The organism is Actinomycetota bacterium (assembly GCA_030774015.1).
In the GTDB taxonomy this organism is placed as follows: Bacteria; Actinomycetota; UBA4738; order UBA4738; family JACQTL01; genus JALYLZ01.
Map to the genome: position 1 here is coordinate 16,441 of JALYLZ010000125.1, position 13,231 is coordinate 29,671.

Sequence of the window (13,231 nt, forward strand, 5' to 3'; positions counted from 1 at the left end):
CCGCTTGCGCGAGCCGAGGGCCGGGGCCAGGATCGAGTCGTGCCGACCCTTCCGGAGCTGGCCGACCTGCACGACGCCACCCATGGTGACTACGAACGGCTGCACTTCCAGGGGCGCACGCATTCGTCGCTGGAGCTCTCGGGCATGGCGAAGCGGTTCGCGGCCGGGCTCCTCGATGTCGGCCTGGAGCCGGATGACCGGGTCCTGGTCATGCTGCCGAACGGGCCGGAGGTCGGGACCGTGTACCAGGCGGCATGGCGGGCCGGCGGGGCGGTCACGCCGGTGCTGTTCCTGCTCTCACCGCACGAGGTCGCCCGGATCGCCCGGGAAGCCGAGCCGACGGTGGCCGTGACCAGCCCGGCGTTCCTTCCGGTGGTACGGGAAGCCCTGGCCGGCGCGCCGCCGGTCCGGTGCGTGGTGACCACCGGCCCCGCCGAGGCCGGAACGGTCTCGTTCGACGAGCTGCTCTCGCGAGGGTCGCTCGAGGCCCCGGTGCCGCGGCGGGACGACGACCTGGCCGCGCTGCTGTTCACGGGCGGGACCACCGGGGCGTCGAAGGGGGTGATGCTGACCCACCGCAACATCGCCTTCGACGCCCAGGCGGGCGCCGCGTCGGCCGAGATCGGCGACGCGGAGGTCGGCCTCACCGCGCTGCCCCTGGCCCACGCGTACGGGATCCTGGTGGCCGCCACGGGGCTGTTCGTGAAGGCGTTCGGGGTGCTGCTGCCGTGGTTCGAGCCGGAGGCGTTCCTGGACGCCATCGAGCGGTTCCGGGTGACCCGCACGGCCGTGGTGCCGACGATGCTCCAGTTCCTCCTCCAGATGCCGCTGGAGGACCACGACCTGTCCTCGCTGCGCGTGGTGACCTCGGGCGCGGCGCCGCTGCCGGTGGAGGTGATCCGGCAGTGGGAGGAACGGACGGGCTCGGCGATCGTGGAGGGCTACGGGTGCACCGAGGCCACCGCCGCCATCAGCGTGGAGCGGCCCAGCCTGCCCAGGAAGCCCGGGTCGGTGGGCCTGCCGCTTCCCGGGATCGAGGTGAGGATCGTGGACGAGGAGGAACGGGAGGTCCCGCCCGGCGACTCGGGCGAGATCTGCTGCCGCGGCCCCAGCGTCATGGCGGGCTACTGGCGCCAGCGCGATGAGACGGCCGCCGTGCTGCGAGGCGGCTGGCTCCACACCGGGGACGTCGGGCGCTTCGACGAGGAGGGCTATCTGTACGTCGTGGAGCGGAAGAAGGACATCATCATCCGAGGCGGGATCAACGTGTTCCCCCGGGACGTGGAGGACGTGCTCTCGGAGCACCCAGACGTGGCTATGGCCGGCGTGGTGGGGCGGCCGGACGAGGTGTACGGCGAGGAGGTCGTGGCCTTCGTGGTCCCGCGGTCGGGCTCGGGTGTGACCGAGGCGGAGGTGCTGGCGTTCGCCTCCGAGCGGCTGGGCAAGCACAAGCGACCCCAGGAGGTCCGGTTCACGCCTTCCCTGCCGCTCACCCCGGTGGGGAAGGTCGCGCGCAAGGAACTCCGCACGCTCCTGTAGCGAACCTCCGTTGACATTTCCGGTACCGCTGTCGTTCCGTGGCTCGCTGCATGGAACTTTCCCTCCGGCCCGGCCGGCTCGCTCCCGCTCGACGCCTCGCAACGCTGTCCGTCGGCGTGTTGCTCGTGCTGGTGGCGTGCGTCTCACCGCACGTCCGGGTCCGCCGGACCGAGCCCGATCCCTCGGTGCCCACGCCCCCCGGGGGCGGCGCGTACTCGTGCCACGGGAAGCCCGCGACGATCGTGGGCACCTCCGGTGACGACCGCATCCGGGGCACGCAGGGGAACGACGTGATCGTGGCGCTCGGCGGCAACGACGTGGTCCACGGGCTGGCCGGCGACGACATCGAGTGCGGCGGCCCGGGGAACGACGTGCTGTTCGGCGGCCACGGGAACGACGTCGTGATCGGGGGCTCGGGCGACGACAGCCTGTTCGGTTCCCAGGACGACGACCTCCTGGTGGGCGGCCCGGGCGACGACGGGTTGTTCGGCGAGTTCGGCGACGACTCTCTGATCGGCGGCTCCGGGAACGACATGCTGACCGGCGGGGGTGGTGACCCGGGGCGGGACCGCATCCTGGGCGGACCGGGGGACGACGCGATCTCGGGCGGACCGGGCGACGACACGCTGATCGGCGGCACCGGGAACGACGTCCTGCACGGCTGGACGGGGAACGACCGGCTGGTCGGCCAGTCCGGCGACGACGTCCTGGTGGGGGACGACGACGACGACGTGCTCTCGGGCGGAGGCGGGAGCGACCGGCTGTACGGAGGCGACGGGCAGGACCGGCTGAAGGGCGGGCCCGACGACGACGTCCTGGACGCGGGGCCGGGGACGGACACGGTGGACGGGGGCACCGGCGCCAACGTGTGCCTCGGCCAGGAAGCGGGCGCGTCCCGGTGCCTTCCGGTGGTCCACCGAGTGTCCCGCCGTGTCGCTGCGTCGAAGCTCACCTGCGACGGGCAGCCCGCCACCATCGTGGGCTCGCCCGGGGACGATGCCCTGATCGGCACGGAGGGCAACGACGTCATCGTGGGCCTTGGCGGCAACGACGTCATCGACGGCATGGGGGGCGACGACGTCATCTGCGGCGGGCCGGGGGACGACAGCCTGATCGGCGACACCGGGAACAACTGGCTGTCGGGAGGCTCCGGCGACGACGGGGTGTTCGGCTCGTTCGGGAGCGACCGCCTGTCCGGTGGCTCGGGCGACGACGTCCTCGAGGGCGGGGCCGGGACCGGTCGGGACGACCTGTTCGGTGGATCGGGGAATGACGTCCTGGTGGCGGGGGACAAGAGCCGGCACCGGCTGGTGGGTGGCCCCGGAGACGACGTGCTGCTTTCCGGCAACGGCGGCGACACCATCGAGGGCGACGGGGGCGCCGACGTGGTGTACGGAGGAGACGGCGGGGACCGCATCACCGGCGGACCCGGGAACGACCGCCTGTACGGCGGGAACCAGCCGGACGTCGTGGAGGGCGATGACGGCGACGACATCGTGGACGGCGGCCTCGGCCCGGACCGCCTGGTGGGAGGGCCGAACGCCGACATCTGCCTGGGTGGCGAGAAGAACCTGGAGTGCGAGCAGGTGACGCCGACCATGGGGCACAACCCGCCACCATCGCCGTGACGGCTCACGTCACCCCGCCGGCGAACGGGCCTGGGAGAGCCGGAACGAAATGGGTACCATTGGCCGGCTCATCCGCCGTACGCTTCCCCGGGACCGTCATGAAGGAACACGTACAAACATGGCCCTGACCAAGGTCGCTCCGGAAGACGCCCAGCAGGAGGCACCCCAACCAGGCAGGCGTTTCCTGGCCAGTCCCTGGGTGGTGCTGGGGTCGGCGGCGCTGCTCCTGCTGACGTTCGCCGGGGTGTTCCTGGTCCACCCGACGCTCTCGCCCCCCACCCGCGACCCCGCCTGGTACACGTGGCGGGCCGAGCTGCTGGCCCACGCCCAGCCCGCCACGATCGTGCGGGAGTGGGGGCCGTTCGGGATGTTCTCGGGCGGCTACCGGGTCACCACGCCGCTGATCGGCGCGTGGCTGATGGGCGTGGCGGGGGTCTCCCGGTTCACCTTCTCCATCCTGCTGATGGTGGCGGTGCCCACGCTTGCCTCCCTGGCCCTGGCCGCGTTCGCCTACCGGCACCGCCGGGACCCGCTCTTGTTCCTGCTGACCTTCTTCGCCTCGGGCGTGCTGTTCCTGTCGATCCCGTACGTCGGCTACATGGACAACATCTTGTGCCTGTACATCCTGGCGCTGACCCTGCCGTTCATGGCGCCGGCCCGGACGTCGTGGGGTGCCCGCTCGGCGCTCGGGCTGCTGATGTTCCTGGCCACGCTGACCCACCCCACCACCACGGCGATCTTCGTGCTCGTCCTGGCGGCGGGGGCCGGTTTCCACCTGCTGACCAGCCGGTTCTCGTTCCGCAAGACCCTGGAAGCCGACGGGCCCATGCTGATCGCGTCCGCCGTCGGCGTGGTGATCGGGCTGGCCGTGTGGAAGGTCGGGCTGTGGGGGGTGCAGGCGCCGTTCGCCGACGCCGCGCTTCCACCTCCGTACCCCTCCAGCGTGTTCAAGTCCCAGCTGGGCGACTGGATCCTCAGCCTGAAGCCGCTGATCACGGGCCCGCTCATCGCCATCGCTCTCGGGTCCATCGCGGTGACCGCCGTGCGTGACCGCAGACGCGACGGCGGGAAGCCCATGGACGAGTACCCGTGGATGTCGCTGCTGTGGCTGTTCCCGTACCTCGGCGTGTTCGGGTTCATCGCCGGGCTCACCTACCCCTACTACCGATTCATGAACACCACGCTCGCGGTGCTGCTGCTGACGGGGCTGGGGGCATGGCTGGCGGTGCGATTCGTGCTTCGCCGCAACGTGGTGGCGGGGGCGCTGGTGGGGCTGCTGATCCTGGGCGGGTTCGGCTCCATCCTGGCCTCGGGCCTGTCCCGGTGGAGCTCGGAGGCGCCCTCCTCGCGGTTCATGGACCCGGGAACGCGCGTGGCGCTAGCCTCGGTGGACGCCTACACGCACGTCGACCGGACCAACCCCATCGTGTTCGTCATCAACTACCGCCAGGACCGCAAGGCCTGGGGGTGGGCCAAGACCTACTCGAACACCGCCCGCGCCGGCCTGACCGGCAACTCCGCGCTCCGCTCGACCATCTACTTCGGCGACGTCCAGGACTTCCTGGCGGGACGGCCCAGCGTGGGGACCGATCCCGTGTACACGCGGGTGTCCCGGGGGTTCTTCCACGAGGAGCAGCGGGTCCTGCGCGCCTTCGACCAGCCGCCCGTGGTGTTCCTGGTGGACCGGTTCAACGGCGGGACCTCGAACCTCGACGTGCTGCGGTCCTCGCCCACCAGGCTGGGGCCGGACGTGTCGCTGCTGTCGGGCCCGGGGCTGGCCGCCCCGTCGCCCGCTGCGGTTCAGGCCGGCGTGGCGGCGGGCCGCCAGACGGAGGCGGCCCTGGCGAACCCGCCGGGCCGCTTCTCCCACCTCGGCCATCTGCTCCGCGTGGTGCTGGTGCTGGTGCTGCTGCTGGTGGTGCCGGGGCTGATCGCCGCGCGGTGGTTCCAGCTGGACGACGCGCACAGCCGGATCGCCCTGGTGCCCGGGATGTCGCTCGGGCTGACCCTGGCCGCCGGCGTCGTGGTGGCCGGCGTCCACCGGGCGCCCTTCGGCGTGGGCGACGGCATCGCGGCCTCGGCCCTGGCCATCGCCGTCGCGATGTTCCTGGCCTTCCTGGCCCGCCGGCGCGAGGCGGGCAAGGCCGTGGTGGTCCCGTTCGTGAAGCGCTCGTTGTCGCTGTTCTCGAACCGGGCGTTCGGGTTCCTGATGGGCGCCGTGTTCCTGGCCGTCCTGGGCGACGGGATCGTCCAGGCCGCGCTGGCCAAGGCCATCGCGTTCGGCGGCAAGGCGGGGTTCTCGCTGGAGGAGGCCCGCTCGCCCCGCCACATCCTGGTGCTGGTGCTGCTGACCTATCTTCCGTACACGTTCATCAGCCCGTTCATGGGCGTGATCATCGACCGGTTCGACCGGCGGAAGCTCCTGATGATCGCGAACGGGTTCCGGGCCGTGGTGATCGCGCTGGTGGGGCTGGCCGGCGTGGGCCGTTTCGGCGACCCCGTGCTGATCGGTGCGCTGGTGCTGACCCTGGCCTCGACGCGCCTGGTGCTGGCCATCAAGTCGGCAGGCATCCCCACGGTGCTGGGAGAACGCAACCTCATGCAGGGCAACGCGATCTCGCAGGCGGGGACGGCCGTGTTCCAGATCTTCGGCGCCGGGGTCGCGCTGGTGGGAACCAAGGTCACGTCGGCCAGCGTGGTCATCGTGGGCGGAGCCATCGTGTACGGGGTCGGGGCGCTGTTCGCCGCCCGGACCAGCAACCTGGCCCAGGGCTCTCGCACCACCCGGTTCTTCCGGGAGGCCCGCCGCATCCTCCGGGGGATCGCCGAGGGGCTCCGCGAGGTGCGCAAGCACCCGGCGGCGAAGCTCGGCCTGGCGTCGTTCCTGTCCATCCGGATGCTGGCCTCCTTCGTGGGGCTGATCTTCGCGCTGGAGGTCCGGCAGATCCTGGGCGCCGGGTCCAACAAGACGGCCGTGCTGATCGCTGGGCTCGCCGCGGCGGGAGGGGCCGCACTCGGCTTCGTGGCCGCGCAGTCCCTGAAGGACCGGGTCCCGCCGGCCCGCCTGATCGTGGGCGCCTTCGTGGTGGCCGGCACCGGGACCATTGCGTTCGGCGGCGTGACCAAGATCCTGGGCCTGTCGGTGGTGGCGTTCGTCGCCGCCCTGGGCTACTTCCTGGGGAAGATCTCCGCCGACACCATCATGCAGCAGGCCCTGGCCGACCAGTACCGTGGCCGGGGGTTCTCGTTCTTCGACATCGCGTACAACCTGGCGTGGATCCTGCCGGCCCTCGTGCTGTACGCGCTGTGGGCGCCGGGCCGGGTGCGACTGCTCCAGATCGGGGCGGGCCTGGTGTTCCTGGCCTCCGGAGCGGTGGTGGCGGTGTGGTCCAGGCGGATCGCCTCCGACCTCGAGCCGCCGGGCGAATCGCGGCGCAAGGAGCCGGCCGTCCCCCAGTCCTGAAGGGCAACGCCACCCCAGCCCTGGAGCGAGAGGAAAACGTGGCGGAGGTCGAGACCGACGACGCCGTGCTGCACGTCGAGGTGGACGGGGAAGGGGAACCCGTCACCGTGCTGGCGCATGGCCTGACCAACACGTGCCGGGAGCTGGCCCAGCTGACCCCGCTGGTGGCGGGGACGAAGGTGCGGTTCTGCTTCCGGGCCCACGGGCACTCCGGACCGGCGGCGTCCGGCCGCTACGGCTTCGTCGACTTCGCCCGCGACCTCGACGCTGTGGCGTCGACGTACGGGGCCACGCGGGCCCTGGGCACGTCGCTCGGCGCGGGCGCCATCTGCCGCATCCTCGAAACGCGGCCGGACCGGTTCGAACGGATGGTCTTCCTGCTCCCGGCCGGCCTGGATCGTCCCTTCCAGCACAAGGCCCGGTTTCAGCGGACCGCCGAGATCCTGGAGACGCTTCCCAGGGACGAGGCCGTGGCGGCGCTACTGGCCGATCCCGAGCGCCAGGACGTGTACGCGCGGGCGCCGTGGCTCCGCGAGTTCGACCGGCTGCGGTGGGCGGACGTTCGGGACCCCGCGGCGCTCGGCCCGGCCATCCGCCAGGTCATCGAGGACACGCCGGTGCACGACCGGGAGGTCCTGCGGGCCGTGGCGGCGCCCGTCCTGATCCTGTGCCGCGAGGGCGACCCCATCCATCCCGCAGGGGTTGGCCGGGCCATGGCCAACCTGCTCCCGCACGCCGAGCTTCTGACCTTCCCGGACGAGGTGGCGATGTTCGAGGCCATGCCGGACCTGGTCCAGAAGGTCAACACCTTCCTGGCGCCGTGACGGTCGAGCCGCCGTGACGGAGCTTCCCGAGTCGGCCGCGGAGATGGCCGCCGGCGTCGCCGCGGGACGCGTCTCGCCGGTCGAGCTGGTGCAGCGGGTCCTCCAGCGGATGAACGACTGGCAGGCCGTCACGAACGCCTTCTCGCAGCTCATGTTCCGGGCCGCGCTGGAGGAGGCGCTCGCCCTGGAACGCGCCGTCGCGGCCGGCGAAGCCGTCGGCCCCCTGGCCGGTGTGCCGGTGGCGGTGAAGGACCTGTTCGACGTGGCCGGGTGCCGCACCACGGGGTGCTCCCGGGCCTACCGCGACAACTGGGCCGAGGCGGACGCCGAGGTCGTGCGGCGCCTCCGGGCGGCCGGCGCTATCGTGGTGGGCAAGACCAACATGCACGAGCTGGCGGCGGGTGCGACGAACCTGGTCTCGGCGTGCGGTCCCACCGCGAACCCATGGGACCCCTTGCGCATCACCGGCGGGTCCAGCGGCGGGTCGGCCGCCGCGCTGGCCGCAGGCGTGGTGCCGATCGCGCTCGGGACCGACACCGGCGGGTCCATCCGCATCCCGTCGTCGTTCTGCGGCGTCGCCGGCCTGAAGCCGACCACCGGCGCGCTCCCGCTGGATGGCGTCCTGCGGCTGGCGCCCTCGCTGGACTGCCCCGGGCCCATGGCCGGGTCGGTGGGCGACCTCCAGTTGGCCTGGCAGGTCGTCTCCGGGCAGGTTCTCGCGGCCCCCCCGGACCTGGCCAGAGGAGCGGGCGTGCTGGGGGGCTACTTCGCGGACCGCATCCACCCGGAGGTCGTTGGCGGCGTCCGGGCCGTCGCCGACGCGCTCGCCTCGACCGGCGTGGAGATCGTCATGGTGGACGGGCGGGGCATCGACGACGCCCCACAAGTATGGCTAGACATCGGGTGGACCGAGTTCCATGACGTGCACGGCCACCTGCTCGAGCATCCGGAGCTGCTCGAGCCGCTGACCGTCTCCTACCTGGAGTACGGCCGCGACGTCCCGCCGGCCCGGCGCATGGAGGCACGCCGGCGGGCCGAGGAGATCCGGTCGTGGTTCGCGGTGCGGCTGCGCGACGTGGACGTCCTCGTCGCACCCTCGACTCCGTTCCCAGCTCCGCCCGCGGACGCGACGGACGTGGAGGTCCGTGCGGGCGAGCGCCTGGGGATCCACGGCGGCGCGACCTCGGTCCTGACCCGCCCGGTGAACCTGGCCGGGCTGCCCGCCCTTGCTCTTCCTTCTGGATGGTCGAGGGATGGGCTTCCGCTCGGCGCCCAACTCATCGGCCGCCGGGGCAGCGAGGCGATGCTCCTGGCGACGGCGGCCCTGCTGGAGGAGCTCGACGAACGGTTCCGGGTCCGGCGGGCTCCCGGGCCGCCCCCGCCGTGAGCGGGGGATGTCAGCCGGCGAGCTTGGCGGCGAGTTCCGGGTCCGTCGGCTCGATCAGGACGGACCCGTCCGGGAACAGGATGGTGGGGATGCTTCGGAGGCCCCGGTTGATCCGGATCACCTCGCGCGCGGCCTCGGGGTCGTCGTCCACGTCGATGTATCGGTAGGGGGCGCCGTGCCGGTCCAGCACCCGCTGGGCCCGCCGGCAGTCGCCGCACCACGGCGCGCCGTACACCACGATCTCGTCCATCCCTCCCTTCATACCCGATCGGCCCCCCCGGTGACAGCCATCGGCCAAACCTCGGTGACGGCTACCATCCCCGGTCATGCGGACCAGGACCAGGGACAGGCACGGGAACGGGCACAGGAACGCCGAAGCCGTGGGCGGCGGCTTCGTGGCCCTGGCGGCGCTTCAGTTCGGCGTGGTGGTGGTCCTCGGCAAGCTGGTCGAGCGGACGGGACTGCCGGTCGCCTCCATGCTCGCGGTCCGGTTCGGGATCGCCGCGCTGGGACTGGCCGTCCTCCTGTGGGCGCGCCGGCAGCCGCTGCTCCCGGCCCGGGGTGAACGCGTCCCGCTGGCGCTGCTCGGGGCCATCGGATACGCGGCCGAGTCGTCGCTGTTCTTCCTGGCCCTGAACCACGGCCAGGCCGCGGCGGTGACCCTCCTGTTCTTCACCTATCCGGTGTTCGTGGCCCTCGCTTCCATCGCACTGGGCCGGGGAGCTCCCGGATGGCTGCTCGGCGGGAGCCTGGTGTGCGCCGTCGGCGGCGCGTCCATCGTGGTGGCGTCCACGGGCGGGCTGGCCATCCGCCCGCTCGGCGTGGCGCTGGCGGTGGCCGCCGCGCTCACGTTCACCGGCTACCTTCTCGGGGTCGACCACGTGATGAAGCGGACGAACGCCCTGGCCGGCTCGATGTGGGTCAGCGGGTTCGCGGCGATCGGGCTGGCCGCGTTCGCCCTGGCGTCCGGGAACGCAGACGTGCCGGCGGGCGGCGTGCAGTGGGCCCGCCTGGCCGGGATGGGCGCGGGGACGGCCGGCGCATTCGTGGCGCTGTTCGTGGGGCTCCGCCGGCTCGGACCCGTGCGCACCTCGATCGTGGCGGCGATGGAGCCGCTGGCCGCGACCGTCCTGGCCGCGCTGTTCCTGTCCGAGCCGGTCCGGCCGGGGGTCGCAGCCGGAGGCGTCCTGATCCTGGCCGGTGCAGTCGCGGCCAGCATGGCCCGTGGGGCGCCCTCGAAGGAGCCGCCGGTCCCATGAGCCCGCGACGTGGAAGGCGTACGCTATCTCCATGGCGCGGGGGTTGATGCACTACGTCGAGGGCTTCTTCCTGAACTGGAAGGAGAGCGACAAGCCCCTGGCGGAGCGGGCCAGGCTCACGTTGGAGAACCGGGTGAAGGCTGCGGCCAAAGGGGGGTGCTGCGGCCACCCGGGTGAGCCGGGGTGCTGAGAGCGCAAGAAGGGGTCCGGTCGGGCCCACAAGCACTGACGGGGACACGATGGTGACGGGCCGCTCGTCATGACGCCCACGAGGCTCTCCGCCCTGGATGCGTCGTTCCTGTATCTGGAACGCCCCGCCATGCACATGCACGTGGCGGGCCTGTCGATCCTCGACCCCTCCACCCGTCCGGAAGGGAAGCTCCACGCCGAGGACCTGGCGGCCGTCATGACCTCCCGCCTGCACCTCGTCCCCCGGTTCCGCCAGAAGGTCGTGACCGTGCCCGGCAACCTGGCCCGGCCGGTGTGGGTGGACGACCACGACTTCGACATCGAGTTCCACCTGCGGCGGGCGGCCCTCCCGTCGCCGGGCGGCCGCCGCGAGCTGGCCGACTTCGTGCAGCGCGTCCACTCCCGGCCCCTGGACCGCAGCAAGCCGCTATGGGAGAGCTACTTCATCGAGGGACTCCAGGACGGCCTGGCCGCTGTGCTGACCAAGGTGCACCACGCCGTGATCGACGGCATCTCGGGGATCGACATCGCCACGGTGATGTTCGACTTCTCGCCCGAGCCCCAGGTGCTCGCTCCCGAGCCGTGGATCCCCGAACGCGAACCCTCTCGCGCGGACCTGCTTCGGGAGGCCCTGCGGGAGCGGGTCGTCCATCCGGTCTCGGCCCTGGCGGGCACGGCCCAGGCCGCCGTGCGGGCCCCGGCCCGGGCCATGGAGGGGCTGGGCGCGGCCCTGGCCGGCGTGCGCGACCTGGCGGGGATGGGCGTCCCGCCCAAGGGGCCGTTCGACGCGAAGGTCGGTCCGAACCGGCGCTTCGCCATGGCCGACGCGCCGGTGCAGCGGTTCAAGGACATCAAGAACGCCGCCGGCGGCACGGTCAACGACGTCGTGCTGGCGGTGGTGGCGGGCGCGCTCCAGAAGGTGCTGAAGGCCCGCCGCGAGCCCACCCGGGGGAGGTCGCTCCGGGCCATGGTCCCGGTCTCGGTCCGGAGCGAGGCCGAGAAGATGGCCCTCGGGAACCGGGTCAGCATGATCTTCGCCGACCTGCCGGTCGGACCCATCGACCCCGTCCGGCGCCTCCACCGGATCAGCGAGGCCACCCGCGACCTCAAGGAGTCGATGATGGCGGTGGGCGCCGACTCCATCATGAACCTGGGGACGTGGGCCCCTCCCACCCTGCACGCGCTGGCCGCCCGCCTGGTGTCGCGGGGCCGGTGGTTCAACCTGGTGATCTCGAACGTGCCCGGCCCGCAGGTCCCCATGTACATCGCCGGAGCTCGCCTGCTGGTGAACTACCCGGTCATGCCGCTGGCCGAGAACGTCGGCCTCTCCATCGCCGTCACCAGCCTGGCCGGTGCCATGGGGTTCGGGTTCACCGGGGACTGGGACGGGATGCCCGACATCGAGTTCCTGGCTTCCTCGGTGGAGGAGTCCCTCGACGAGCTGGCCAAGGCCGCCGGGGTCTGAGGCTAGCTCGAGCCAACATCCGGTTCGGACCGGGGATCGTGAAACGACCTTCCCTGTGCTGAACATGTGGTGAGGGAGCATGGAGGGCACAAGGGGATCACCGAGCCGCCTGGAGCGGTTTCGCGCCATCTACGAGGCGAACTACGGTCCACTCCTCGCGTACGTCCTTCGCCGCACCCGATCGGCCGAGGATGGAGCCGATGCCCTGGCCGAGACCTTCCTCGTTGCGTGGCGGCGCCTCGATCAGGTGCCCGATGGCTCGGAGACCCGGCTGTGGCTCTTCGGTGTGGCCCGTCGTGTCCTGGCGAACTCCCGCCGGGCTGGCACCCGCCGCGACCGCCTCCACGCGAGCCTCCTGATCGAGGCGGAGATCCTCTCCGTGGTCCGTCCCACGACCGACGCCGATCTCTCCGTGGACGTCGTCTCCGAGGCGCTCGGCCAGCTTCACGAGCGGGATCGGGAGCTCCTGAGGCTGGTCGCCTGGGAGGGCCTCTCATACGACGAGCTCGCGGTGGTCCTCGGATGCACGAGGGGCGCCGCCAGGATCCGGGTCCACCGCGCTCGCCGGCGACTGGCTGCCCATCTGGTTCGACTGGGGATCGACGTGCAACGGCGGCCGGGTCCGGGACACGGACGAGCCGACGGGCCGCGGCCCGTCGCCACGGCGAAGGAGGGACGATGACCACGACCGAAGGCGGATGGCTCGACGAGCTGGTTGGCGTGCTCGATCCGGTGCGCGGGGTCGCTCCGGCCTCCGGGTCGGAATCGAAGGCCGCCAGGGCCCTGTTCGAGGAGGTCGTGTCCATGTCCCCCGCGAGGGCCGAGGTACTGACCTCGCCATTCGACCTGCCCATTCGAGGACGCCGCCGGGCGCGCATCGTGGCCCTCCTGGCTGCCGCTCTGGTGGTGCTGGGCGCGGCCGGCGGCTACGCGGCGTCGGCATGGCTCAGCCCGGCGCAGCAGCTCTCCGCCATCGACCGCCTGGCCCAGGACATTCCGCTTCCTCCCGACGGGAACTTCGACGCAGTGCGCGGGAACATCGCCCAGCAGGGAGCGCAGCAGATCGAGGAGGCTGGCTTGAGCGGGGTTCTGGCGTTCGCCGCGACGTGCCAGTGGTACGGCTACTGGCTGGACGGCTTCAACCGCGGCGACCCGGTTCAGATGTCCACAGCCCAGAGAACGATCGATGCGATCCCCTCGTGGCCCCAGCTCGCGGCGGTGGGCTCCGGGTCCGGTGGCACGGTCGAGTACCTGAAGCAACTGGCCGGCTCCGCGGATTCGGGGAACGCGGAGCCCGTCCGCCAGTTCCTCACGGCGAACTGCGGCGCCGAGCCTTGGGGCAACTCCGCGAACGGCTGACCGTGACCCCCGACCCTCGAGGGACGTGGGCGCAGCGAACGTGGGACCGCCATTCGGGCCCTGGCTACTCCCGGTCGCGAACCAGGCCGTCGATTGTCGACAACCTGCGTCCGGTCGA

The 13,231-nt window shown here is 72.1% G+C and carries 11 protein-coding genes; 10 read left to right on the forward strand and 1 reads right to left on the reverse strand.

What is annotated here, in order from left to right:
* Positions 1 to 39: 39 nt before the first annotated feature.
* The 5 genes from M3Q23_12285 (at position 40) to M3Q23_12305 (ending at position 8,841) form a co-directional block, all read left to right on the forward strand.
* Positions 40 to 1,539 (forward strand): AMP-binding protein, encoded by a 1,500-nt coding sequence (locus tag M3Q23_12285; GenBank protein MDP9342843.1) that lies wholly within the window; start codon positions 40 to 42, stop codon positions 1,537 to 1,539.
* A gap of 50 nt (positions 1,540 to 1,589) precedes the next feature.
* A complete protein-coding gene (locus M3Q23_12290; protein ID MDP9342844.1) occupies positions 1,590 to 3,167 on the forward strand; it encodes a calcium-binding protein in 1,578 nt (525 codons plus the stop codon).
* Between the two features lie 2,209 nt (positions 3,168 to 5,376).
* Positions 5,377 to 6,630, forward strand: coding sequence for an MFS transporter (locus M3Q23_12295; GenBank protein MDP9342845.1), 1,254 nt, complete (start codon positions 5,377 to 5,379; stop codon positions 6,628 to 6,630).
* Positions 6,631 to 6,668: 38 nt separating this feature from the next.
* Positions 6,669 to 7,454, forward strand: a complete 786-nt coding sequence (locus M3Q23_12300; GenBank protein ID MDP9342846.1) for an alpha/beta hydrolase — start codon at positions 6,669 to 6,671, stop codon at positions 7,452 to 7,454.
* 13 nt (positions 7,455 to 7,467) lie between these two features.
* Entirely contained in the window at positions 7,468 to 8,841 is a 1,374-nt protein-coding gene (locus M3Q23_12305; protein ID MDP9342847.1) for an amidase, read from the forward strand.
* Between the two features lie 10 nt (positions 8,842 to 8,851).
* Here the strand turns inward: M3Q23_12305 and M3Q23_12310 are convergent, their stop codons facing one another.
* Positions 8,852 to 9,091, reverse strand: coding sequence for an NrdH-redoxin (locus M3Q23_12310; protein MDP9342848.1), 240 nt, complete (start codon positions 9,089 to 9,091; stop codon positions 8,852 to 8,854).
* 76 nt (positions 9,092 to 9,167) lie between these two features.
* On the opposite strand from M3Q23_12310, the gene M3Q23_12315 reads away from it, so the two are divergent.
* From M3Q23_12315 to M3Q23_12335, 5 genes are all read left to right on the forward strand, one after another.
* A complete protein-coding gene (locus M3Q23_12315; GenBank protein ID MDP9342849.1) occupies positions 9,168 to 10,100 on the forward strand; it encodes a DMT family transporter in 933 nt (310 codons plus the stop codon).
* A 31-nt stretch (positions 10,101 to 10,131) separates the two neighbouring features.
* The gene (locus M3Q23_12320; GenBank protein ID MDP9342850.1) at positions 10,132 to 10,290 is read left to right on the forward strand and encodes a hypothetical protein; all 159 of its coding nucleotides are present in this window, start codon (positions 10,132 to 10,134) and stop codon (positions 10,288 to 10,290) included.
* Between the two features lie 69 nt (positions 10,291 to 10,359).
* Entirely contained in the window at positions 10,360 to 11,754 is a 1,395-nt protein-coding gene (locus M3Q23_12325; protein MDP9342851.1) for a wax ester/triacylglycerol synthase family O-acyltransferase, read from the forward strand.
* 79 nt (positions 11,755 to 11,833) lie between these two features.
* Complete coding sequence (locus M3Q23_12330) at positions 11,834 to 12,436, forward strand: RNA polymerase sigma factor (GenBank protein ID MDP9342852.1); 603 nt, start codon at positions 11,834 to 11,836, stop codon at positions 12,434 to 12,436.
* Entirely contained in the window at positions 12,433 to 13,113 is a 681-nt protein-coding gene (locus M3Q23_12335; protein ID MDP9342853.1) for a hypothetical protein, read from the forward strand. Before M3Q23_12330 ends, M3Q23_12335 begins: the two co-directional genes overlap by 4 nt.
* Positions 13,114 to 13,231: the final 118 nt, after the last annotated feature.

Coding starts and splice junctions, on each gene's coding strand:
- M3Q23_12310 (MDP9342848.1), bottom strand. CDS start 9,091: ATGGACGAGATCGTGGTGTACGGCGCGCCGTGGTGCGGCGACTGCCGG.
- M3Q23_12290 (MDP9342844.1), top strand. CDS start 1,590: ATGGAACTTTCCCTCCGGCCCGGCCGGCTCGCTCCCGCTCGACGCCTC.
- M3Q23_12325 (MDP9342851.1), top strand. CDS start 10,360: ATGACGCCCACGAGGCTCTCCGCCCTGGATGCGTCGTTCCTGTATCTG.
- M3Q23_12315 (MDP9342849.1), top strand. CDS start 9,168: ATGCGGACCAGGACCAGGGACAGGCACGGGAACGGGCACAGGAACGCC.
- M3Q23_12335 (MDP9342853.1), top strand. CDS start 12,433: ATGACCACGACCGAAGGCGGATGGCTCGACGAGCTGGTTGGCGTGCTC.
- M3Q23_12295 (MDP9342845.1), top strand. CDS start 5,377: ATGGGCGCCGTGTTCCTGGCCGTCCTGGGCGACGGGATCGTCCAGGCC.
- M3Q23_12330 (MDP9342852.1), top strand. CDS start 11,834: ATGGAGGGCACAAGGGGATCACCGAGCCGCCTGGAGCGGTTTCGCGCC.
- M3Q23_12320 (MDP9342850.1), top strand. CDS start 10,132: ATGGCGCGGGGGTTGATGCACTACGTCGAGGGCTTCTTCCTGAACTGG.